The sequence below is a fragment of the Acidimicrobiia bacterium genome, assembly GCA_040902765.1.
GTDB lineage: Bacteria > Actinomycetota > Acidimicrobiia > Spongiisociales > UBA11373 > DATKBG01.
Map to the genome: position 1 here is coordinate 75,393 of JBBDWO010000007.1, position 24,362 is coordinate 99,754.

Here is a 24,362-nt window from a genome sequence, read left to right on the forward strand (position 1 = left end):
ACGATGAGCCATCCCTTCGAGCCGCCGATCACTCCGATGGAGGCGAAGGTCCGTGTCGAGCTCCCGAAGGGCGACTGGGCCTACGAACCCAAGTGGGATGGCTTCAGGGCCGTGGCGTGGAGCGAGCCGATCCGGCTCGACAGTCGCAACCACAAGCCGCTGCTGCGGTACTTCCCCGAGTTGGCGCCGTCGCTGACATCCATCCCCGCCAGCACGGTCATCGACGGCGAGGTGGTGGTGGTCAACGAGCACGATCGGCTCGACTTCGACCTGCTCCAGAACCGAATTCACCCGGCCGCCTCCCGGGTGGACCGCCTGGCGGAGGAGACCCCGGCATCGCTCGTGGTGTTCGATCTGCTCGCCGACGACGGCGACGACCTGCGCCCTTCACCGTTCTCGGAGCGTCGCCGCCGCCTGGAGGCCCTGTTCCCGAAGCTCGACGGTCGCTGGCACCTGACCCCGTCGACCACCGACCGCACGGTCGGTGAGCGCTGGTTCCACGAGTTCGAGGCGGCCGGCTGCGACGGCATCGTCGCCAAGGCCCTCGACGGTGCGTACGCCGAAGGCAAGCGCGAGATGATCAAGGTCAAGCACCGCCGCACCGTGGACTGTGTGGTCGGCGGATACCGGGTCCACAAGGACGGCAAGGGGGTCGGCTCGATCCTGCTCGGCCTCTACGACGGCGACGCCCTCCATTTCATCGGCCACTGCTCCGGGTTCGCCGATCATGACCGGGTCGCCATCCTCCGACTGCTCGAGGAGATTCGCTCAGACGACTCGTTCGGCTCGGCCGATCAGGTGCGCCGCCCCGGTGCCGAGAGCCGCTGGAGTGGTGACAAGGACCTGTCCTGGGAGCCCGTCGAGCCAGGCATCGTCGCCGAGGTCTCCTACGACCAGCTCACCGCCAACCGATTCCGCCACGCCACCCGCTTCGAGCGCTGGCGCCCCGACAAGGACCCGCAGCAATGCACCATGGACCAGTTGAAACGCCCCGAGGGGACTGGGTTTGGTGGGGTGGTTGGGAGCGGGTAGCAGCCAGTGGCGAGGGGCGAGTGGCCAGGGTCGCGTCATGGGGTCCACGTAGGGTTTGCCCTCCCCCCTCCCCGCCGCTCGCTTCGCTCCCGGCGGTACTCCCCCCTTCGGGGGGAGGGACCGCAAGAGAGAGGTGATGACCGGGAGTGCCGCCTCTGTTTGCGGTCCCCTCCCCTGAAGGGGGAGGTGGCAGCGGCCTCTGGCCGCTGACGGAGGGGGAGGGCTGACGCGTCGCGGGGGGCTGGCAACTCGTTGTCAGACGAGACATTCTCTACGGATGGCAAGGCCCCCTCGTGATCCGCTCGCCGCTGAGCGTGCCCGAACACTGCGGCGTAGGCAGACCAATGTCGAGGCTCGTCTCTGGGTCCGTCTTAGGGGCGGTCAGTTGGGCGTCCGATTCCGACGGCAGGTGCCGATGGGTCAGTGGATCGTTGACTTCGCCTGTTTCGCCCCCAAGCTCGTCATCGAAGTGGACGACGGGTCTCACGATGGCCGGGACGAGTCGGAACGCACTCGGTACCTGGAGTCCTTGGGTTTTGCAGTGGCTCGTTTCGACAACAGGGACATCTTCGAGATCGACGTGGCGGTCCACGCCCTCGAAGTGGCGATAGCGGCACTGCGGAAGGGTGAACCGCTCCCTTGGTGATCGGTCCCTCTCGCGGGCCGACGCGTCGCGGGGTCTCCGTAGTGTTTGCCCTCCCCCCTCCCCGCCGCTCGCTTCGCTCGCGGCGGTACTCCCCCCTTCGGGGGGAGGGACCGCAGGAGAGAGGTGATGACCGGAAGTCCTGCCTCTGTTTGCGGTCCCCTCCCCTGAAGGGGGAGGTGGCAGCGGCCTCTGGCCGCTGACGGAGGGGGAGGGCTTCCTGCGGTCCCCTCCCCTGAAGGGGGAGGTGGCAGCGGCCTTGCCGCTGACGGAGGGGGAGGGCTTCCTGCAGTCCTTTCTGCGGTTCCCTCCCCTGAAGGGGGAGGTGGCAGCGGCCTCTGGCCGCTGACGGAGGGGGAGGGCTGACGCGTCGCGAGGCCCAATGACTCCTGGTCCCTCGCTACTCGCTACTCGCTACTCGCTACTTCCTCTTCTTGCTGGGCTGGACCCGACGCGGCTCTCCGGGTTGCTTTCGGTAGTGGGGGGGCCAGGGGGCGTCGCCCAAGCCGCGTTCTTCGTCGGCGGCCACCATGTCGAGGAGCGGGGTCAGGTCGCCCGGGTCGTCGTCGATGCCATCGGTGAGGTCCCCGACCTCGGCGAACCGGTCCTTGAAGCCCATCAGGTCGAGTGCCTGAGGGTCGATGCTGTCGAGTTCGTCCCAGGTGAAGGGGACCGAGACCAGTCCTGTCTGGCGAATGCTGTACGCCGAGGCGATCGTCTTGTCGCGGGCGTTCTGGTTGTAGTCGACGAACACGCCGCTCCGCTCCTCCTTCCACCATTCGGTGGTGGCGAGGTCCTCGGTGCGGCGTTCCAGTTCCCGACCGACCGTCAGAACAGCCCGACGCGCCTGGAAGTAGTCCCAGTCGGGCCGGATGCGCGCGTAGATGTGGATGCCGCGTGACCCGGACGTCTTCGGCCAGCCGACCAGGCCCTTCTCATCGAGGAGCGCCCGCGTGGCCCTGGCGACCTCCCGGCAATGGTCGAAGCCGAAGCCCTCGGTGGGGTCGAGATCGAAGCGCAGTTCGTCCGGATGGTCCAGGTCGTCGACTCGGGCCGTCCACGGGTTGAGGTCGATGACACCGAGTTGGACCTGCTCGACGATGTCGGCGACATCCTCGACATACGGCATCACTCCGGGCTGCGCCGACGGGAACTCGACCGGCGCCGAGTGAGTGATCGTCGACGGAGCCCGCTTGTTGAAGAAGAAGTCACCGCCGACACCATCCGGCCAGCGCTTCAGGGAGGTGGGCCGCCGGTCCACGCCTCGTACCGCGCCGTCGGCGCACATCAGGTAGTGCTCGGCCACGTCGAGTTTCGTCCAGCCGTGGTCGGGGAAGAGCACCTTGTCGGGACTGCTGACCCGCACGGCCCGCCCAGCCGCCTCCACCGTCGTTTCACTCTTGGCCACGCTCTGAGGCTATCGCTACTCGCTACTCGCTACTCGCTACTCGTTACTTGCTACGGTCCCCGCCGTGGTGCTGTCGAGATTCCGGCGTGCTTCGACGCGCATGTGGCTCATCGCCTATCTCTTGCTGCGCGCCGTGGTCATCACGACGCTCGGCATCCTCCTGCTGATCCGGCCTCACGAGACCGTGCACCGGGTGGCAGCCTTCGTCGGCTGGGTGCTCATCGTGCTCGCCGTCATCGACGTTCTCGCCGCGGCCTACGGGCCCGATCGCGTCACTCGTCGGCTGCTGTGGGTTCGCGCCGCCTTTACCGCGATCGTGGGCCTGGTGTTGGCGCTACTCACCACGGTGAGTGTCACCGCCGTCGCCGTTCTCATTGCCATGTACCTGGTGGTGACCGGTGGGGTCAGCGTGATTCTCGGTATCCACCTGCGGTCCGAGATCAAGGCGTGGATCGGCATGGCAGTGCGGGGCGGTCTGGCATTGGTCGCCGGCATCCTGGCATTGGTGTGGCCGAGGCTGACCATCGTCGTCGTCGCCGTGATCCTCGGTGTGCACTGGCTGGTCGGCGGTCTCGTGTCCTTGTCCACCGCGGTCGGAGTGTGGCTGGAGTCGCGTGGTGCTGGCGGCAAGTCCGCGCCGTCGCAGCCGGAGCCTTCTGCGCCGGCTGGAGATCCCGCCGTGACTTCCCCGTCAGAAGGGGATTCGGACAAAGCGCCCCAGGGCGGCGGGGTCGAGACGAGCAGCGATCAGCGGCAGGACGTCTCGCTGGAGGATCGGTAGCACGTCGCCGATCCCGTACGAGCGGTGCACGTCGATGGCGCCGTTCCAATCGAGCAGCGCCAACGGGAGCGGGCCCCGATACATCTGACACACGATGTCGCCTGCGTTGCAGAGTGAGAAGGTCCGCTCGGCGATGCCGGTCGGGGTGACCAGGCTCAGCGTGGAGCGACGCACGCCGGTACGGCTCGACGAGTAGGTGCCGCGCAGGTTGACACCGGAACGGGCGTCGGCGGCATTGAAGCCGGGGTCGGACACGAGCACGACGGCGGCGATGTCGTTGTCGGCGACAACCACGCGGCGCGACAGGGCCAGGCGGATGACTTCCGCCCCCTGCGAGTAACCGACCAGGACGATCACGGCTCCGGGACATCGGCTTCGCACCTCGGTGACCAGGTGGCCGAGGTCGGTGACACCGGCGTCCACCGAATCGTCGTAGCCCTTCGGCTCGAACGAGAACACGCTGCGGGCCGCATCGTCGACACCGATCGCCGGGTAGTCCACCGACGCAGCGGCGAGTCGGATGCCTCTCGACAGCAGCATCTGGGCGGCGGCGTCCAACAGGGCAACCGCTCTTGGGCCGAATCCGCGCTCGGCGTCGTCGACCCGGCGATCCTCTCCGCTCCCGCGGACCCCGATGACGAACACGTCGGCGCAGGCGACGCGCTCGTCCCAGTGGGGTGGACGCTCGGCAGCCGCGGGAAGGGCGGTCATGGCCACCAATGCGACCGCGATGCTCGTCGCGGTGGTTCGTCTCATGGGTGACAGTGTCGTCGTCAGCGACGCCTACGCCGCCGCCACCAGGGCGTCGAGGCGGTCGAAGGACGCTTCGATGGTGTCCGCCTGCTCAGCCCGGTGCCTGACCAGCAGGCTGGCGTGGCCGGCATTGATCCAGTTCATCTGCGACCCCGGCCAGTGGCGATGGATGGCGAGGGTGGCCGAGGTGGGTACGAAACCGTCCCGGCTCCCCGCCAGGATCGCCGCTGCCCGCATGTGCGGCGGCGGGGGATGGTTGAGGATCGACCCGGCGGTGAGGACTCGCTGCAGACGGTCCACCGTCGCCCCGTTGTCGCCGCCGAGGGCATCCCAGGCGATGGTGTGACGCAGCACCCCGTCGAGGAAGACGGGTCCGGCGGCGTAGGCCGCGGCGATGGGTGCGATGGCCACGGGGACGTCGACGAGGCTGGCGACGAAACCGGCGATGTTGCCACCCATGCTGTACCCGGCCACCCCCATTTGGTAGCCGCGCCGGTCCAGTTCGGTGACCAGCGACCGGCCCTCGAGGACGGCAGCCCGGCCCATCAGACAGAAGTCCGAGACCCTCGGGACCGGGTAGTCGACGCCGGTCGTTCGCCGCCGGTCGCCGTACAGGGGGTGCTGGATCATGATGCTGGCGATGCCGCGATCGAGGAGGTCCCGGGCGATGCGGCCGCGGGTGGAGTAGTCCTCGTCGTTCCAGACGGGATGGAGCACGACGAGCCGCTCCGGCTCGGGATCGGTAGTGAGCCACCGGGCCCGGACGACACGGGACTCCTTCGGCAGTAGGTCGAACGGGCTCTCGAACTCGATGTCGCGCATCACCAGGTCGCCATTGCGGCGTGCGGGTCGTCGGATCAGCTCGATGTCGGCCACCGGTGGGGCAGTGGCGGCGTTGTCGATGTACCAGTCGACGACGTCCCGATCACCCCACCCGAGGTGGAACGGACGCCGCCCCGTCGGGGTGCGGGCGATGGTGAGCGTGGTGGCGCGATCGAGCCAATGCATCCCTGACGACGATACCGGGGGGTTGGTCGCTATCAGTGGCGATCGGCGCCAGACAGCGGCGACCGACTATTCGGGTTGACGGCACCGAGGGTTGGGGGCGGTGGGCAGACCGTGGAGGTCGCCGTCGGCGTCCGCACAGCGCCACGGCGAACGCTCGAGTGCGGTCAGCTCGTACCACACACCCGGATGGTGGGTCGATTGCCCGCCCCGGTACATCACGGTGGCACCGTCGGGCCCGGTTACGAAGATGTCGGGGTGACCGTCGCCGTCGAGGTCGGTGACGAAGAACGCATCGTCGGCAGCGAGCCGGATCTCAGTGTCGGTGACCGTCGTGCTCGTGAAGTCGGGTCCGTGGTGGACGACGAGACGCCCGCTGCCGTCGATGGCGAAGAGGTCACGATGGCCGTCGAGATCACGGTCTCCCGTTGCGAAGTGGTGACCGGCGCCACTCACCGCTAGGGGGATCGGCCCGACGGAGTCGCCGAAGTCGGGGCCGTGCCATACGACCAGCCAACCCGGGTCGCCGGACTCGATCACGAGCACGTCGGTGGCGCCGTCGAGGTTCACGTCGTCGAGGAGCACCACCTCGCTCCCCGCGTAGGGGATGGTCGTCTCGATCGTCGATGGCTCCAGCCGGTACCCCTGGACGAGTTGGAAGACCCTAAGGACGAGGGTTTCGTCTCCGGCACGGTCCAGGAGCACCAGGTCGGGTCGAGCATCTGCGGTGACGTCGACGAGGAGTCGGGGCGCCAGGTGGTCGACCAGCGGGGTGTCGGTGAAGGCGAGGAGACGCCCACCGGTGTGCCCATGACGCGCCCGAGCGACGAGGAGCGACATCCCCATCGGCTGCCTCGGCTGGATCCGCACGATGTCGACAGCCCCGTCGCGGTCCACGTCGGCCATGTGGTGGCTGGCCATGGTCACGGCGGGGACCCCGAAGTCGATGCCGAGGTCGTAGCGGTCGTCGTACGGGGCGGGGTCGACGAGGGCAGGCTGCGGAGGAGGCATTTCGTAGCCCGGCGTGTGGATCGGTCCCATCCATGAGAAGTGCATGGTGTCCTTGATCCTCAGCCAGTCTCCTCCCCAGCACCATCCGGCCGAACGCCAGGCGTCTACGTACCACTCGGGCATGTCGGTGATCAGCTCGTTGTCCGACCGGTACGGGTTGGCGTGTGAGTTGATGTCGATGGCGGCGCCGATGGCATGGAAGGACATGCGGCGGTGTGGCGGGATCGTCGCCGGCGAGAACGACCCGGCGGCGTTGGTTCGGTAGACGTGCTCGGGGTCCTCCCCGGCGGCACGGGCCAGGTTGTCGAGGACGAGCTCGATTGCCGGGACCACCCGCTCGTGGATGACCACTGTTCGGTACTGGCCGGGAATGCCGGGAAGGCGCACGCTGACGAGCTGGTCCCGTACGTCGCCCACCGTCCGCCCGAAGAAGTCGCCCCAAGGCCCGTAGATCGGGGTCGAGTCCGGCAGGTGACCCGGCACGGCCGCGTGGGGACCGCGGACCCCACTGAGGGCGCCGCAGCCCGAAGATTCGTTGAACGAAGGTACCGGGGCGGCGTCGCTCGGTCCCGCGACTAGGAGTAGCGCGACGAGGGTGGCGCCGATGACGACCCCGATCGAACCCACGGATCGGGCTGAGTCCACGCACGCAGCGTACCGATGGGGTCGCTTTCCGGACCGTCGCGTACCATCGGGTGCATGTCGAAGCGCAGGACCGCTGGGATCGTCGCCGGTGCCGGGTTGGGTGTCGCAGCCGCGGCTGCCCTGCGCCGGTTCTGGTCGAGGGGTGACCCGGGTCCCGACGACACGGGCGATGCTCCGGTTGGGTCCGCTGGCGCCGCGTTCCTCGAGCACCTCGCCGAGGCCGTTCGGATCTCTACCGTCTCCTACGAGGACCGATCGCTCATCGACCAGGCTGCCTTCGTCGAGTTCGGCCGGTTCCTCGAACGCACCTACCCGCTCGTGCACGCGCACCTCGAGCGGGAGGCGGTCGCCGAGCACTCGCTGCTCTACGCCTGGCACGGGTCGGATCCGGCCGCCCAACCGTTCCTGCTCCTCGCCCATCAAGATGTGGTTCCGGTGGAACCTGGGACCGAGGACGCCTGGCCATACGCTGCCTTCTCAGGCGATGTCGCCGACGGGTTTCTGTGGGGCCGGGGCGCTATCGACGACAAGGGTTCGCTCATCGGAATCCTCGAAGCCGTCGAGTCGCTGCTCACCGGGGGCTTCCAACCGTCCTGCACCGTCTACCTCGCCTTCGGGCACGACGAGGAGATCGGTGGCTCCGCCGGGGCCGCGGCGATCGCCCAGACCCTGGCAGACCGCGGCGTGGCCCTGTCGTTCGTCCTCGACGAGGGCGGCGCCGTCGCCAGCGAGTTCTTCCCCGGCCTAGACGTCCCCGTCGCCCTGCTCGGGATCGCTGAGAAGGGCTACCTCAACGTGCGTCTCAGCGCCACCGGTACCGGCGGGCACTCGTCGGTGCCCCCACCTTCGACGGCGATCGGCAAGGTTGCCGCGGCGATCGCCCGCTTGGAGGCGAACCCGCTGCCGCCGCGGCTGGAGGCGCAGGGTCCCTTTTTCGCCGCTCTGGGTGCCGCCATGGGCGGGGTGAAAGGGCGACTGCTCTCCAACGCCGATCGTTTCCGCTGGCTGATCACCAGGCGGATGCTGGCCTCGCCCCAGACGGCGGCGCTCGTCCGCACCACGGCGGCGGTCACCATGGTGTCTGGAGGGGTGAAGCCCAATTTGCTGCCTCAGGATGCGTCGGCCGTGGTCAACTTCCGCATCCTGCCCGGCGAGACAGCGGATCTGGTGCTGGAGCACGTTCGGTCCGTCGCCGGCCCCGAGGTGTCGGTGTCGGTTCTCGATGGTGGGTTCACATCGGAGCCGTCGCCGATGTCGTCGACCGAGTCGCCGGCGTTCGGCGACATCACGGCGACGATCACCGAGGTGTTCCCAGGCGTAGCCACGGTGCCCTGGGTGCTGATGGGCGCCACCGACTCGCGTTACTTCGCCGGCGTGGCCGACAACGTGTATCGGTTCGCCCCCTTCACCGTCACTGCCGACGACATGAGCCGGATCCATGGGACGGGCGAGCGCATTCGAGCCGCCGATGCCGATGGGGCGGTGGCGTTCTTCCGGAGTCTCATCACTCGGGTGGCCACCGCCTGATGGCTCACGATCACTTAGACGATCACGGTCACGAACACGCACATCCGCATCGGCAGAGCCGACCGCGAAGGGCGTTGCGGAGGCTCAGCGGGCTGGTCCGGGAACGAGGCCTCGTAGGCGCGATGTCCGCCGTCTCCGGATACCTGCGCTGGCGGGTGAGAACCGTCAGGAGCCACCATTCGCCACTGCGCGGCGAGGTCGGTCGACGGGTCGAGGTCGCCCAGGGCACTGTCACCGCCCACGACCCGCATCCTCACTACCTGGCGGCATACCGCGACTCGGAGCGGCGCTACTGGGAGCACATCCCCGGCTGGATCGCTGAGGACTTCGGCGACGGAGCCGACGCCTGCCTCGACGTCGGCTGCGCCTACGGCACCCTGATGGTCTACTGCAAATGGGTCACCGGATGCCGGGCGTACGGCGTCGACTTCGTTCCCTATTACATGAGTAAGTCGCTGGTGACTGCCGAAGGTTTGGAGTACGCGGTCTCGAACGTCGAACTCGACCCGATCCCGTGGGACAAGACCTTCGACATCATCGTCATGACCGAAGTGCTCGAGCACCTCAACTTCCAGGCACGACCCACACTCGAGAAGTTGGCGGCGGCGATGGCGCCGGGCGGCCGGTTATATCTGAGCTGTCCCGACGCCGCCGACTGGGGTCCGAACCACCGTTACTACGAACGGTACGAGGACCTCCCGATGCCCTCAGACGACCGCCGGGGAGCGATCATCGACGATCACGTGTGGCACTTCACGCAGGACGAGCTTCGGTCGGTGATCGAGTCGGCCGGCTTCGACATCGTGCGGTTCGCTCACGCCCGGGGTGACGGGTCGCGTCACTTCAACCTGACGATGGTGCCACGGCTCGGCTGATTCAGGGACTCAGGGCAGTCGGAACCGGCCCGAGACCGGCAGCCACGACGAGTTACCCCACCGGATGGTGTGCTGGCCGTACGTCATTCGTCCTCAGGCTGGCGACCTCACCCGCCGATACACCTCGATGTGAGGACGCGCATAACTCGCAGTCTGGAGGACAATGGTCGCTGTGAACCATCTTCCTTGGTCGAAGCGACTGTGCTCACTCCTCACGGTGGTGCTGGTAGTGGTTCCGGCGCAGGCCGCGCTGGCGGTCCCCGATAGCACCCCGATCACCATTCAAGGCGGGGGGTGGGGCCACCACCTCGGCATTCCGCATTGGGCGACCCAGGGCCAGGCGATCCAGGGGTGGAAGTACCAGGACATCCTCGACTACTGGTATCCAGGCACCCAGGTCGAGCACGTCGACAACGTATACGCCCCGCTCCGTTCGGCGCCCGATCCGATCCGAGTCGGGATCGACTACGTGTGGACAGGCGCCAAGCAGTACCGTCCCTTCATATGGCAGCGCTTCAGCGCGGTCAACGGCGGCGTCTCGATCTGTCTCCAGGGCGAGTCCGAGGGTGCCTGCTCGCACATCGCTCAACCTGGTGAGACCTGGGAGTTCGGGTTCAGGGACAGCATCGGTGGAGAGTGCTACCTGAGCAGGAACGGGGTCGACCAGGAGATCGATCCGTCCAAGTGCGAGACCCACCTCTACTGGGACGACCAACCCAACACCCGGGTCTCGTTCCCCGGCAGCGACGTTGGCCGCACATTCGCCCGGGGCCATGTTGAGTTCGTCCCTGCGGTCGGGACGGAATCCCCGTACCAGGGGTGGACGGGCTTTCACCTGGTCATCGAGATGCCGCTTGAGAAGTACCTCTACGGGCTGGCCGAAGTTCCCCCGTTCTGGCACCTTCAGTCACTGAAGGCGAATGCCGTGGCGTCTCGGAGCTACGCGGTTTACCGCACCATTTACAACCTCGGCCGCGCCGACTGCAGCTGCGACATCGTGTGGGACACCACCGGCCAGTGGTACCGCGGGTACATGGCCGGCAACAGTGGTCTCACCGAGGGGGACGCCACCTACGGGGCCAGGTGGAGGCAGGCGGTGGACGAAACCGCCGACGAGGTCCGCATCTTCGTCTACGAGAGCAGCGGCAACCGCCGGATCGCCGAGACCTACTTCTCGACGATCAGCGGCGGCGCCACCGAGAACGCGTGGGACATGTGGGGACCGGACTCACCGAGCTATCGCAACCGCTATGCCTATCTCGGCTGGAAGCCTGACCCGTGGAGTTCGCTGTACGACGGCACCCACGAAGGATATCCCGAGGTGACCAACGCGGTGTGGACCAAGAACACCACCGCTGGCGCCATTCGCGATGCCCTCACCGAACGCGATGCCCTCACCGACACCGAGACCCGCGTATTCGACGAGATCCTGTCTATCGACATCGTCAGCCGCCGTGACTCGGGTAGCCCTGACGGCATTCGCGTGGTTGGCCTCAAGAACGGGTTGGAGGTGGTCCGCCACTACACCGGGAACCAACTCCAGTCGAAGCTGGGGTTGGTATCGCACTTTGTCTACAGCATCGTCGGTTTCGGCGTGATCCCCGAAACGCTCCACGACTCGGTGGGGCTCCACGACCCTGTTTCAGGGATATTCAAACTTCTCCTCCCGGGGAGCAGCACCCTTCAGTTCTATTACGGCAACCCTGCCGACATACCGTTCGCCGGTGACTGGAACGGGAACGGGGTCACCACCCTGGGCCTCTATCGGGTGAGCGCGGGGTTCCTCTTCCTCCGCAACTCCAACAGCCAGGGCAATGCCGACACCGCCATCTACTATGGCAACCCGGGCGATCTGCCGATCGCTGGCGACTGGAACGGTGACGGGGTGGAGACGATCGGCATCTACCGCGCTTCGCAGGGGAGGTTCTACCTGCGCAACACGAACAGCCAAGGAGTCGCCGACGTCTCCCTCGTGTTCGGTGACGCTGGCGACGTCCCGCTCGCAGGCGATTGGAATGGCGACGACATCGACACGGTGGCTGTGTATCGACCGTCGACCCGTACCTTCTACTTCCGGAACTCCAACACGACCGGGACCGCCGACTTTCAGTATTTCTGCTCCGAGTGCCAACCGGGAGACAAGGTGATAGTGGGCGATTGGGACGGCGACGGGGTGGACACCATCGGCCTTTTCCGGCCGGCCACGGCGACCTTCCATCTCCGTGACGACTACACCGGCGGCCCCGACTACGTCTTCAAATCCGGTGAGTCGTCGTTGACGCCGATCAGCGGCCACTGGCGCTGACGTTCCTGAGATCGCTGAGGGTCACTCCACTCAACCTGAACGATGGTGCCCTGGTCCGACTGAGCTCGGGATTCAGGGCAGTCGGAAGCGTCCTGACACCGGCAGCCACGACGAGTCGCCCCACCGGATCGCCTCGTTGGCGTTGCCCTGGCTGTTGGTGTACCGAAGGTAGAGCGTGCGCGCCGACGGCCGGTATACGCCCGGGGTGTCCTTGCCGTCACCGTTCCAATCTCCAGCGACGAAGCGGTCTCCCGGATTGCCGAAGAAGAACTGGTTGTCGGCGTTGCCCTGGGTGTGAGTGTTGCGGAAGTAGACGAACCCGGTGGACTCACGGTGCAGTCCGACGGTGTCTTGTCCATTTCCGTTGAAGTCACCTGTGAAGGGCTTGTCACCGGGGTTACCGAACACGTAGGAGAACTCGGCGGCACCCAGGCCACCGTCGTTCTGCCCCAGTTCGTTGATGATGTAGAACGTCTGGTTCGAGGGTCGGTAGATGGAGACGGTGTCGCACCCGTTGCCGCTGAAATCGCCGGCGAGGGGGATGTCACCGGGATTGCCGAAGAAGAACTTGATGTCGGCGTTGCCCTGGGTGTTGGTGTTACGCAGATACACGTACCCGTCGGACTGCCGGTACAGGCCGGGCGTGTCCACGCCGTCGCAGTCCCAATCGCCCATCATCGGGTAGTCGCCGGGGTTGCCGAAGTAGAACGACTGGAGCTGCCCGTACTTGCCGCGCAGACACCACAGGCCTGATTGCGGGTTGACCAGGGCGACCTGTGGTGTGTCGGTCAGCGCTCCCACGATGTAGGAGGTGGGGCACGACCAATTGGCGGTGTGGGCTGCGGTCCACTCGTACCAGATGCCGGGGTAGTGGGTGGACGCCCCGCCCCGGTACATCGTGGTGGCTCCGCTCGGCTTGACCACGAACAGGTCGTCGTGGCCGTCGCCGTCGAGGTCGGCGACGAAGAAGGCGTCGCTCGCCCCCATGGTCGCCGGCGTCTGGATGGTGGCGGTGCTGGTGTACGTGGTGTTGGGGTCGGTCGTCCCCTGGTGTACGACCAGCTGCCCATCGGTGCTCAGGGCGAACAGGTCACTGCGGCCATCGATGGTCCCGTCCGTGTTGCGGTCCCCGATGGCGAAACGGTGGCCTTCGAACGGGACGGTCAGGGCGATCGGTCCCACGGGCGTCGTGAAGTTGGGCCCGAGCCACACCGTGAGGGATGCAACCGGGTCTCCCGGGGAGATCACAAAGGCGTCCATCGTGCCGTCGAGGTTGTGGTCGTCGAACAGAACCGTCTGGGAGCCGTCGTACGGTATGGGCAGGCTGTCGGTGACCGGATTGAGCTTGTAGCCGCCTTCCAGGGGGAAGATCATCGGGAAGTAGTGGCGGCCGAGCGTCCAGTCAGCGGTGGGGTAGAGGTAGACGAGGTCGGGCCGGCCGTCGTTGGTGATGTCGGTCAGCAGCCGCGTGCCCTCGGGAGCAACGAGCCCGCCCGAGGTCGTCGCTCGGATGTTGCCGACGCCGTGACCGTTGCGGGCGAGCGCCGCGACCAGGACCATGTTGCCGGTCTCACCCCATGGTTGGACCCGAACCACATCGACGGCACCGTTTCGGTCGAGGTCGGCCACGTGATGGGTGGATCCGGCAGGAGGCGGCTGGGTCAGGCCGACCCGGAGGTCATAGGACACCGTGAAGTTGGTGGCGGGCACCTTCGGTGGATACGGCGCGAAGGTCGGGTAACCCGGCGTGTGGAGCGGCCCCTTCCAGGAGAAGTGCATCGGATCTTTGATGCTGCCCCAATCGCCGCCCCAACAGAATCCGTTGTCCCGCCATGCGTCCACGAACCAGTCCGGATTCTCCGGGTAGTTCGTGTCGTTGTTCATATTGGTGATGAGGATGTTGGCCGCGCTGTAGGGATTCTGTACGGAGTTGAGATCGATCGCTGCGGCGATGGAATGGAACGACATCCGGCGCCCCGGGGGGATCGTGAGGCGAGCCCACGCGCCCGAGTACGACTCCTGGTTGTACTCCCGACCGTTGGCGCGGTGCTCCTCAAGGGTGGCGACCACCTGCTGGAAGGCGGGTACCACGCGCTCGTGGATGTGAAACGTGGTCGAGAAGCCGGGGACGGACATCACCTGGACGCGGCTGGCGATGTCGAGCATGCTCCGCCCGAAGTAGTCGCCCCATGGGCCGTAGATCGGTTCGGACAGCGGGATCACGCCCGGCTGCGCCGCCAGCGGCCCGTGGTAGCCGTCGAGGGCGTCGCACCCGTACGACTCGTTGAACGATGGCACCGGTGAGGTCGCACCGGGTGTGGGCACGAGCAGGGTCACGGCTACCGCTGCCGCGGTCATCAGGAGGATCGTTGGCCGTCTGCTCGATTGCACTCGCTCCAGCCTTCTTCGAAAGTGGGGTGGGGGGGGTCTGCTAACCCCACTCATCAGTTAATTGGCCTCTGAGCAGTGAAAGTAGAGCAGGTTGGCCTATAAGTGGTGCATTGTCGGCCCGGTCCCAGGACGTCAGGAAGTGAGCGCCACCACGAGGAGCCCGTTTTCCTCTGGCGCCCACGGGTTGAGGACGGCGACGAGCAGGCGTCCGTCCTCGAGCACCTCGATCGCGGTGGCGTACCCCGAGACCTGGATCACCCGCTTCACCGCACCCGGGGATCCGACCAGGGGACCCGCGGCACCTGGTCGCGTTCCCAGCTCGACCATCACCACCCAGCTGAGCGCTCCGATCACCACCGCCCGACGGTGCTCCCACCAGGCGACGCCTCCCGAGCCGGTCAGCTCCAAGTGCCACAGCGGGAAGTGGGTCCTGGAGGTGAACGGCCCGTACGAGCCGTCATCGGGGAATCCGTAGTCACCGCCCTCGCTGATCTCCAGCAGCTCCTCCTCGCGGATAGCGTTGAGGGCCTCGCCGTCGTTGTCGACGGCATACATCCGCCCCTCTGGGGTGAACGCCATGTGGTACACGTTGCGGAGACCCCGGGCGTGGACGCGCAGGTCGGACCCATCCGGCTCGAACGACACGATCGTGCCGATGAGGTTCTCAGAAGGGTGATCGATCTGCTCGCGCAGGTTGGGGTAGACGGCGAGATTGGCGAGACCGCCGATGGCGGCGTAGATGCGGCCGTCCGGGCCGACGGTGAGGCCGTTGACGCCGTGATCGAAGAACACGACGGGGAGGTCGTCGACGATCGTCTCACGGTCGCCGACGGACCCGTCGGGGAGGACCGGATAGCGGTGGATGCGGCCGGTGGCATCGGTGATGGTGCGCAGCTCGTGTTCGACCTGCGAGAGCCCGTCGATGCAGTAAGCGTCGGCCGGGTCGGGACACGGCAGGTTGGTATTCTCGGTGACGAACAGGTAGCCGGCCGTGACGGCGATGCCTCGCGGCCCGTCGAGGCCATCGATCACCGTCGTCATCGCCATCGTTGCGGTGGGATCGTCGGGCAGGACGAAGTGCACCACCTCACCGGTGAACAGGCTCGCGTAGCCTTCCCCGGGGCCGGTCAGCGCCAGGGCTACAGGACCGCCGGGGATGGGATGGGTGGCTTCGATGGCCCCGAGGGTGCTCACTACGGGCGCAGGCTCGGCCGTAGGTGTCGTGGCCCGCAGCGCTTCTGCGGCGACGACGAAGCCGCCGACGGCGATGGCGAGCGTCGACAGGAGCAGGACGGTGGCGATGATTGGGTGTCTTCGGGTCTGCATCCGTCCGACGATCCGGGTGGCCCACCGGTTGGCGGTCTCGGCGAGGGCGATCCCGATGAGGCCGGCGACGACGAAAACGCAGACGACGACGATCGCCCGATACGGGTACAGCTCCCATCGATCGGGATCGAACAGGGTGATGAGTGATCCAGACCAGCCGATGACCGCGGCGGCGATCACGGCTCCGACGGCCGTGGTCAGATGCATGAGATGCGGCTGCCTGCGGTATCGGGTTACGGCGGTGATACCGATGGCGATGATGAACGCCAGGGTGGCGACGGCTGCGGTGTCGTGTGTCAGGGCTCGCAGTGGACTCATCGCCGCCGGCGCCTCACGACCCGGCGACCGGACTCGACCGTCGCATCTGGCGGGACAGCACCGCACCGGGCACTCGCCCGCTTCCGACACGCATTCTCACTCCCGCGATCGCTGGAACCGCCCCAGAGGCTATCGCGCCGGCCTCCTGCGGGTGTCGTTCAGCCCAATCCGAAGTTGCCGGAGACGGGGAGCCAGCCCGACTGTCCCCATTGGAACTGGGCGTCGGCGTTGCCTTGGGTGTTGGTGAACCGGAAGTAGAAGGTGGTGTTAGAGGGTCGGAAGATGCCGGGGGTGTCGATGCCGTCGGTGTTCCAGTCTCCGGTGATGAACCGGTCGTTGGGGTCCCCGAAGAAGAACTGCGCATCCGCGTTGCCCTGGGTGTGGGTATTACGGAAGTAGACGAACCCGGTCGATTCACGGTGCAGACCCACGGTGTCTTGCCCGTTGCCGTTGAAGTCACCCGTAAACGGCTTGTCACCAGGGTTGCCGAACACGTAGGAGAACTGGGCAGCACCGAGGCCTCCGTCGTTGGCTCCCAGGGCGTTGATGATGTAGAAGGTCTGGTTCGACGGGCGGTAGATGCTCACGGTGTCGCAGCCGTTGTTGTTGAAGTCACCGACGATCGGTATGTCTCCGGGGTTGCCGAAGAAGAACCGGATGTCGGCGATGCCTTGGGTGTTCGTGTTGCGCAGGTACACGTAGCCGTCGGACTGGCGGTACATGCCCGGGGTATCAATCCCGTCGCAGTTCCAGTCGCCCATGATCGGATAGTCACCAGGGTTGCCGAAGTAGAACGACGTCACCGCACCGGTGCTGTTGCGCAGGTGCCACTGACCCTGCGTCGGATCCACCAGACCCACGGTGGGTGGGTGTTCGAGCTTGACGACGAAGACATCGGCTTCTCCGTTGCTGTCGAGGAGGTGCGCAGTTCCGCCGGGGTTGAAGTCCACGCTGGCGCCTTGGAAGGATCCGGTGAGGTAGGTGTTGCCGGAACCATCCACCTCAATCCCATAGCCCTGGTCGAAGGCGGTTCCGCCGATGCCGTGGGCCCATTGGAGGTTGCCGGTGGTGTCGTACTTGGCCACGAAGACATCGCCGCCGCCGCCGTTGCTGTTGAGGAGGTGTGCAGTGCCGCCGGGGTTGAAGTCCACGCCGCTGCCTTGGAAGTATCCGGTGAGGTAGGTGTTGCCGAAACCATCCACCGCAATCCCATTGCCCGCGTCGCCACCGGTTCCGCCGATGTTGTGGGCCCAGACGAGGTTGCCGGTGGGGTCGTACTTGGCCACGAAGACATCGTCGCTGCCGTTGCTGCTGAGAAGGTGTGCAGTGCCGCCGGGGTTGAAGTCCACGCCGGCGCCTTGGAAGTATCCGGTGAGGTAGGTGTTGCCGAAACCATCCACCGCAATCCCATAGCCCACGTCGACGCCGGTTCCGCCGATGTTGTGGGCCCATTGGAGGTTGCCGGTGGGGTCGTACTTGGCCACGAAGACATCGAAGCTGCCGTTGCTGCTGAGGAGGTGCGCAGTGCCGCCGGGGTTGAAGTCCACGCCGCTGCCCTGGAAGTATCCGGTGAGGTAGGTGTTGCCGAAACCATCCACCGCAATCCCACTGCCCGCGTCGACGCCGGTTCCGCCGATGTTGTGGGCCCATTGGAGGTTGCCGGTGGTGTCATACTTGGCCACGAAGACATCGTCGGTGCCGTTGCTGCTGAGAAGGTGCGCAATGCCGCCGGGGTTGAAGTCCACGCCGGGGTCTTGGAAGGATCCGGTGACATAGGTGTTGCCGGAACCATCCACCGCAATCCCATAGCCCTCGTCGGAACTAGTTCCGCCGATGCCGTGTGCCCATACGAGGTTGCCGGTGGTGTCGTACTTGGCCACGAAGACATCGCCGCTGCCGTTGCTGGTGAGGAGGTGCGCAGTGCCGCCGGGGTTGAAGTCCACGCCGACACCGCGGAAGTATCCGGTGACATAGGTGTTGCCGGAACCATCCACCGCAATCCCACTGCCCTGGTCGGAGTCGGTTCCGCCGATGTTGTGGGCCCATACGAGGATGCCGGCGGTGTCGTACTTGGCCACGAAGACATCGTTGCTGCCGTTGCTGTTGAGGAGGTGCGGGTCGCCGCCGGGGTTGAAGTCCACGCCGGTGCCGCGGAAGTATCCGGTGAGGTAGGTGTTGCCGGAACCATCCACCGCGATCCCGAGGCCCAGGTCAAAGCCGGTTCCGCCGATGTTGTGGGCCCAGGCGAGGTTCGGGTCGGCGTGGTTGGTGGCGCTCACGGGGGTGACCGCCGAGGCGACGAGGATCGTGGTGATCGCACCGATGGTGAAGATTCTCCGCCGCTTCATGTGTCCGACCCCCCTTTGTGAGCCCGGTCGCCTCGCGACTTCAATTCGTCGCTCGGGATCGTACCAGCAGGCGTTAGGGCAGGCCCGACCGGAGGTGGGCGCGCGCCTAGCCCAGTCCGAAGTTGCCGGAGACGGGTAGCCAGCCCGAGCTACCCCACACGAACTGGGCGTCGGCGTTGCCTTGGGTGTTGGTGAACCGGAAGTAGAAGGTGGTGTTCGAGGGTCGGAAGATGCCCGGTGAGTCGATGCCGTTGACGTTCCAGTCTCCGGTGACGAACCGGTCCCCGGGGTCGCCGAAGAAGAACTGGTTATCGGCGTTGCCCTGGGTGTGGGTGTTGCGGTAGTACACCAGCCCGGTGGTTTCTCGGTGCAGGCCCACCGTGGTCTGGCCGTTACCGTTGAAGTCGCCGGTGAAGGGCTTGTCGCCGGGGTTGCCGAACACGTATGAGGTCGTTGCCGCACCCAGGCCGCCTCCGTCCTGACCGAGGGCGTTGATGATGTAGAAGGTCTGGTTGGACGGGCGGTAGATCGACACGGTGTCGCAGCCGTTGTTGTTGAAGTCGCCGGCGATGGGGACGTCGCCGGGGTTGCCGAAGAAGAAGGTGATGTCGGCGACGCCTTGGGTGTTGCTGTTGCGCAGGTAGACGAACCCGTCGGACTGGCGGTACAGGCCCGGGGTGTCGAGGCCGTCGCAATTCCAGTCGCCCATGATCGGATAGTCACCAGGATTTCCGAAGTAGAACGAGGTGACCGCACCGGTGCTGTTGCGCAGATGCCACTGACCCTGCGACGGATCGAACAACCCCACCGTCTGGTTCGGTGGGTCACCGAGGGAGAGGATGCCGGCGCCGTAGTCGTTGTCATCACCCGCGACACCAGCATCTCGGGTGAGGGTGATGATGATCTGGTGGAGGTCCTCGGTGGTGGCGGTCGGGTACGCCTGGCGCAGCAACGCCGCCGCTCCGGCGATGTGCGGTGAGGATGCCGAGGTGCCCTGAAAGCCACCGTTGCAGTTCTGCGTAATCCCGTAGGTGGCGTTGGACACACCGTCGGGTCCGGCGAGATCGGGCTTGATCCGCCCATCGATGGTCGGTCCGCGAGACGAGTACGACCGGATCGTGTCGTTGCTCCAGCACACCGCTCCGACCCCCATGACGATTGGCGATGTCGCGGGGTCGGTGATGCTCCGCGCCGGAACGTTGTGCTGGATCGCGGGTTGGGAGTGGTTGAAGGACAGGAACAGGTCCATCGAGGGAGTGGTCGCAGCATCGAATCGGCGTATGGCCAAGTGGAACGTGCCTTGCGATGTGTTGTTCGTATAGGAGAAGTCCTCTACGGGGAAGTAGCCAATGGGGGACTGCTCGTTTTCGCTGCCGGCGACCGGGTTGTCGAAGTCGGGGGCCCTGAACAGGTAGAGGTCGAAGTCGTTGGTAGAGATCGTCCAGTCGTCCCATCGCAGGCGCGCGCTGACGCTTCCTCCCGTGGGCAGATCGAACTGGATCGTCTCGTCTGTTCCGGAGAAGTTGTGCCAGTTGTTGGTATCGGGATCGCTGAAGTTTCCCATCCAGTGCTGTTGGGCATGGTTGCCCGCCGAGTTCACCCAGAGGATGCCGCCGTTGCGGGCGTCGGTGACGATGGGAGCGAGGAAGCCCGTTCCGTCGCCACGCCCGGAGTTGAACCATCCCACCGAGTGGTTGATCACGTCCACGCCGTTGGCCACGGCGTACGAGACGGCCTCATCCAGCCTCGAGAGTGCATCGGATCCTCCGATACACAACAGATACAGCTCTGCTGTGGGAGCGACCTCGTGGACTATTTCGGCGACGGCGGTCCCGTGATCCTCGAGGTTCTCGACCGATGCACCGCAACCGAAACTGGCCGTGTGGACCGATGACGGCAACTCGCTTCCGAGAAGAGTGGAGTAGCCCTGGAATCCGAGGTCGATCACGGCGACCCGCACCCCGGCACCGGTCACACCGGCGGCATGCCACTGGTCGGCGTCGATCGTCGAGACCCCCTGTCCGTCGATGGCATCGGCGATTGGGGCGGGCTGCGACGCGATTCCGGCGATGGCCGGATTGGAGGCGAGAGCGGTCAGTGCGGCGGCAGGCACCGTGGCGATGATCAGGTCCCCGCTGCGGCTGGTGTGACCGGCGCCAAGGCTGTCGAGGAGGACCTCGATCGCCGGGCCGGCGCCGCTCGTTGCTTGGATGACGACGCCCACTTCGGTAGCCGCGGCCGCCTGCCGGTCCGGTACTGGCCCGCGGGTGGCGGCGTTGGCGAGTTCTGAGAGTCGCTGATCGAGGCGCGGATGGCGCACCAGTTCGTCCCGGCCGACGACAGGACCCGGCGGCAGTTCCTGAGCTCCGTCGCCGGCTGTTGCCCAGTCGCCCGCGACACTCAGCAGGGTGAGGGTGAGCGCAGCGAGCGTAACGCCCGTGGTTCTCATAAGCCGCCGTGTCATGGGGTGCCTCCGCCGTGGCGGGTCGTGGAGCCGCGGGTGAGGACGCTACCGGTCCTCCGCCCGCTATCCGGGGAGGTTCTCAGCCGGTTGCGGCGCCGATGAAGGTGCCGACCCACATCGCATAGTCAGCGTTGCCCTGGGTGTTGGTGAACCTCAGGTACACGGTGCCGTTGCCGGGGCGGTAGATGCCGACGGTGTCGATGCCGTCGCCGTTCCAGTCGCCGGCGAAGATCTTGTCGCCGGGGTTGCCGAAGAAGAACTGATTGTCGGCGACGCCCTGAGTGTGGGTGTTGCGGTAGTACACGAACCCGGTGGACTCGCGATGCAGGCCCACGGTGTCGACGCCGTTGCCGTTGAAGTCGCCGACGAACGGCTTGTCACCCGGGTTGCCGAACACGTACGAGAAGTCGGCGGCACCCAACCCACCATCGTTGGCTCCCAGAGCGTTGATGATGTAGAAGGTCTGGTTGGAGGGCCGGTAGATCGACACGGTGTCACAGCCGTCGTTGTTGAAGTCACCGGCGATGGGGATGTCTCCGGGGTTGCCGAAGAAGAACCGGATGTCGGCGATGCCTTGAGTATTGGTGTTGCGCAGGTACACATACCCGTCTGATTGGCGGTACTGGCCGGGCGTCTCGGTGCCGTCACAGTTCCAGTCGCCCATGATCGGGTAGTCACCTGGGTTGCCGTAGTAGAACGACGAGGTCCCGTCGTCCCAGCCGAGTCCGTTGTAGCGGACCCACTCTCCGCTGCTGCGAACGAAGGCGAACGTGTTGCAGTCCTTGCCGTCGGGGCATGGGTTGGTCGGCGCCGTGTCGGTGTACAGGGTCCCTGGCTGGAACCAGTCGGTGAGCGGCCACTCGTAGAGCGTCTGCGACTTGGTCATGCCGTCCTTCCACCCCTCTGCGAGGGTGGACGGGTAGGCAAACATCTTGTAATTGCCCTGGTAGCCGTGAGCTTCTGTGTTGGTATTGATGTTGAAGTAAATGAGTCCAGCGACACCTGGGGCTGCCGCTGCGTAGTCGAAGAGGCTGCTTAGCCAGGTGCTCTGTGTTTGGCCGCTCGGTGCCCCACAGTTGTTCGGCGGTGCCCCCGTTTGGGCTATGAGGATTGGCTTGAAGGGGGCGAGGGACTTGAGCTGGTTGATGATCCCATCGAACAGGGTTTGAGGTCCGTCCCAGGCGGACCCGACACAGCCGTTCCAGCCATCCAGGCCGACGGTGCCGGACTGGACTCCGAAGTTGTAGTTCGAGAACCCGAGTACGTCGGCGTACTCGTGGCCGGGGTAATACTCGGCCAGGGTCCCACAGTCGAGCTGCGTCCCCGCGTTGGGCGCAAACGCGAATCGCACCTTTGTCTCATCCATTCCGGCGCCCCGAAAGATGTTGACGACGCGCTGAAAGGCAAGGCGGTAGTCGGCCCGGTCCAGGGGGCAGCCATAGAGCGGATGCCCGCTATTGACCCAGTTCGCCTCTTGGAGGGGGGCGATGATGACGGTCCGGCCACCACCGAGGTCGAGATATCCCTTTACGTGGTCGGCCCATCGGGTGATGTGGGTGTCCCACTGCCCCTGCGCGATCGATGCGGAACTATCAGGGATGGTCAGGTTGGCGAAAGGAGTCGCCTGAGCGAGCCAGATCTCGTCGAGCAGCGCGCGGGTCACTGACCACTGCCCCGCCGTGTGGGTCTTGGTGGCGTCGCAGTTCCAGCCGTCCCAACTGCTCGACCCCTCCCCGCTCGTCTCGCACACGTCGTGGAAGGTACCGCCGAAGGTGACCTTGCGACCCGCGGCGTTGTTCAGGGCGTTGATTTCGTCGGTCGAGTTGGGACTCGCTCCGGCCGCCTTGTCCGAGTAGACGCCGCCGCGGACGACACCCTCCGTCTGGATCTCGTTGGCGAGTCCCGGCGCGGCCGTGCCGAAGAGGATGGTGGTGGCGAGGAATGCCGGTATGAGGCGGCGCGGAATTCTGGTGGGGAGGCGGCTCAATGGGACTTCTCCGGGTGAGGGGGTTTCTCCATGACATCGGCACCGTACGGCTGTTTCTCAAGGCGATCCGTCACGGTGCGCACCGATGCCCAGCGTAGGCTGAGTCCGTGGATATGCGCTCCGTCCCCGCGATGAGGAGTCGGGTCGACAAGCCGGGACGGCGAGCGTTCCTCATCGGCACCGCCACCCTCCTCCCTCTCCTGGTCTGGTGGATCGGGTGGTTCCCCGGGTTCCTGTCCGGCGACTCGATCGACCAGCTGGGTCAGATCGCGCGGGGCGACTACTCGAACCAGCACCCGGCGTTCCACACGCTGACCATGTGGTTGGTGATGCGGTTGTGGGATCACCCTGGGATGGTGACCCTGGCCCAGGTGCTCGCCATGGCCGGCCTCCTCGCGCTGGTGGCGATGCGCCTCGCCCGCCTCGGCGTACCGGCGTGGCTCGCTGGAGGATCTGCCGTGGCGGTGGCGGCCCTGCCCGCGGTCGGGATCACCACGATCGCGGTGTGGAAGGACGTCGCCTACACCCTGGCGTTGCTTTGGGTGTTCGCCGAGCTGCTGGCCATCGCCGTCGACCGCGACCGCTGGGGCCGCACGGCGGTGGCAGCAAAGATCGGCGCGGGACTCGCCCTCGTGTGGCTGTTCCGGCACAACGGGTTCATCACCGTCGTCGTCTTCGGGGCAACGGCAGTGTTCATGGCGCGCCGCCATCGCACGGCAGTGCTGACGATGATCGGAACGCTCCTCGGTGTCGTCACGGCGGTGAACCTGGTGCTGTACCCCCTCGTCGGGGTCGATACGGAATCGATCCAACCGGCAGGCGTATTCGTGCCCGACGTGGCGGCCTCGCTCATCCATCATCCGGAGAAGTTCAGCGGCGACGAGCTCGCCTACCTCGAGACGATCGCCCCCTTGTCGGTGTGGCAGGAGCAGTACGACTGCCACGACTCCACCCCACTCGTCTTTGACCCACGGTTCCGTCGCGACCGGATCGCCGCCGACGCCGCCCGGTTCCGCTCCCTGGTGGTCTCCACCTACCTGCGCGACCCGTTCACGGTGATCGGTCACCGGTGGTGCACCGCCTCGTACCTGTTCGTCCCCCCGCAGCCAGCCGACGCCTACTTCCACCGGCCGCCGTTCGACATCCCACCGAACACGCTGGGGATCGCTCGAGACCCGATCTCCTACCGCGTCTACTCGGCGACCCTTCGCGTGTTCGACTGGGTCGCTCCCGCCGAGCGTCTGTGGCTCACCTGGCGTCCGGCACTCGCCGTGTGGGCCGCCGCCACCACCTTTGGCCTGCTGGCGTGGCGGCGTCGGCTGAAGCCATTCATTCCCGTCGTGGCGCTCATCGGTGCTCAGATCGTCAACGTCGTGCTGACCGGCCCGTCGCAGGAGTTCCGCTTCGGCTTCGGCATCTACCTGATGTGCCTGTTGTCGGTGCCGCTCGTCTGGCTGGTGCGGGGGGAGCCCCCAGACTCGAAGGGGGGAGGTGGCAGCGGACGTAGTCCGCTGACGGAGGGGGAGGGTTGACGCGTCGCGGC

16 protein-coding genes are annotated in these 24,362 nt (G+C 66.2%); 7 read left to right on the forward strand and 9 right to left on the reverse strand.

The features are described from left to right. Positions 1–3: 3 nt before the first annotated feature. Both WEA29_02690 and WEA29_02695 read left to right on the forward strand, forming a co-directional pair. On the forward strand, positions 4–1,032 hold the full coding sequence (locus WEA29_02690) for an ATP-dependent DNA ligase (protein ID MEX2322665.1): 1,029 nt from the start codon (positions 4–6) through the stop codon (positions 1,030–1,032). Between the two features lie 277 nt (positions 1,033–1,309). Next, complete coding sequence (locus tag WEA29_02695; protein ID MEX2322666.1) at positions 1,310–1,678, forward strand: DUF559 domain-containing protein; 369 nt, start codon at positions 1,310–1,312, stop codon at positions 1,676–1,678. Between the two features lie 418 nt (positions 1,679–2,096). Here WEA29_02695 and WEA29_02700 read toward each other — a convergent pair whose 3' ends face one another. Beyond that, on the reverse strand, positions 2,097–3,083 hold the full coding sequence (locus WEA29_02700; GenBank protein ID MEX2322667.1) for an ATP-dependent DNA ligase: 987 nt from the start codon (positions 3,081–3,083) through the stop codon (positions 2,097–2,099). Positions 3,084–3,147: 64 nt separating this feature from the next. Between WEA29_02700 and WEA29_02705 the strand changes: the two genes are divergently transcribed. Further along, complete coding sequence (locus tag WEA29_02705; protein MEX2322668.1) at positions 3,148–3,864, forward strand: DUF308 domain-containing protein; 717 nt, start codon at positions 3,148–3,150, stop codon at positions 3,862–3,864. Here WEA29_02705 and WEA29_02710 read toward each other — a convergent pair. The 3 genes from WEA29_02710 to WEA29_02720 all read right to left on the reverse strand — a co-directional run bounded on the left by WEA29_02710 (position 3,775) and on the right by WEA29_02720 (position 7,278). After that, a complete protein-coding gene (locus tag WEA29_02710) occupies positions 3,775–4,620 on the reverse strand; it encodes a cutinase family protein (protein MEX2322669.1) in 846 nt (281 codons plus the stop codon). The genes WEA29_02705 and WEA29_02710 overlap by 90 nt on opposite strands. Positions 4,621–4,647: 27 nt before the next feature. Beyond that, entirely contained in the window at positions 4,648–5,625 is a 978-nt protein-coding gene (locus WEA29_02715) for an alpha/beta hydrolase family protein (GenBank protein ID MEX2322670.1), read from the reverse strand. A gap of 66 nt (positions 5,626–5,691) precedes the next feature. After that, on the reverse strand, positions 5,692–7,278 hold the full coding sequence (locus WEA29_02720) for a M15 family metallopeptidase (GenBank protein ID MEX2322671.1): 1,587 nt from the start codon (positions 7,276–7,278) through the stop codon (positions 5,692–5,694). Positions 7,279–7,332: 54 nt separating this feature from the next. Here WEA29_02720 and WEA29_02725 point away from each other — a divergent pair, with 54 nt between their 5' ends. The 3 genes from WEA29_02725 (at position 7,333) to WEA29_02735 (ending at position 11,985) form a co-directional block, all read left to right on the forward strand. Then, complete coding sequence (locus tag WEA29_02725; protein MEX2322672.1) at positions 7,333–8,805, forward strand: M20/M25/M40 family metallo-hydrolase; 1,473 nt, start codon at positions 7,333–7,335, stop codon at positions 8,803–8,805. A gap of 122 nt (positions 8,806–8,927) precedes the next feature. Then, a complete protein-coding gene (locus tag WEA29_02730; GenBank protein ID MEX2322673.1) occupies positions 8,928–9,680 on the forward strand; it encodes a class I SAM-dependent methyltransferase in 753 nt (250 codons plus the stop codon). 172 nt (positions 9,681–9,852) lie between these two features. After that, complete coding sequence (locus tag WEA29_02735) at positions 9,853–11,985, forward strand: SpoIID/LytB domain-containing protein (protein MEX2322674.1); 2,133 nt, start codon at positions 9,853–9,855, stop codon at positions 11,983–11,985. 72 nt (positions 11,986–12,057) lie between these two features. On the opposite strand, the gene WEA29_02740 is transcribed toward WEA29_02735, so the two are convergent. The 5 genes from WEA29_02740 to WEA29_02760 form a co-directional block, all read right to left on the reverse strand. Then, entirely contained in the window at positions 12,058–14,343 is a 2,286-nt protein-coding gene (locus WEA29_02740) for a M15 family metallopeptidase (GenBank protein ID MEX2322675.1), read from the reverse strand. A gap of 165 nt (positions 14,344–14,508) precedes the next feature. Then, a complete protein-coding gene (locus WEA29_02745) occupies positions 14,509–16,020 on the reverse strand; it encodes a hypothetical protein (GenBank protein MEX2322676.1) in 1,512 nt (503 codons plus the stop codon). Between the two features lie 158 nt (positions 16,021–16,178). Beyond that, complete coding sequence (locus WEA29_02750; protein MEX2322677.1) at positions 16,179–18,368, reverse strand: SBBP repeat-containing protein; 2,190 nt, start codon at positions 18,366–18,368, stop codon at positions 16,179–16,181. Positions 18,369–18,474: 106 nt separating this feature from the next. After that, positions 18,475–20,832 carry a S8 family serine peptidase gene (locus WEA29_02755; protein ID MEX2322678.1) on the reverse strand — a complete coding sequence of 786 codons (2,358 nt, stop codon included), beginning with the start codon at positions 20,830–20,832 and terminating at the stop codon, positions 18,475–18,477. 79 nt (positions 20,833–20,911) lie between these two features. After that, a complete protein-coding gene (locus tag WEA29_02760) occupies positions 20,912–22,819 on the reverse strand; it encodes a hypothetical protein (protein ID MEX2322679.1) in 1,908 nt (635 codons plus the stop codon). 113 nt (positions 22,820–22,932) lie between these two features. Between WEA29_02760 and WEA29_02765 the strand changes: the two genes are divergently transcribed. Continuing rightward, positions 22,933–24,351 carry a DUF6020 family protein gene (locus WEA29_02765; protein MEX2322680.1) on the forward strand — a complete coding sequence of 473 codons (1,419 nt, stop codon included), beginning with the start codon at positions 22,933–22,935 and terminating at the stop codon, positions 24,349–24,351. Positions 24,352–24,362 lie beyond the last annotated feature (11 nt).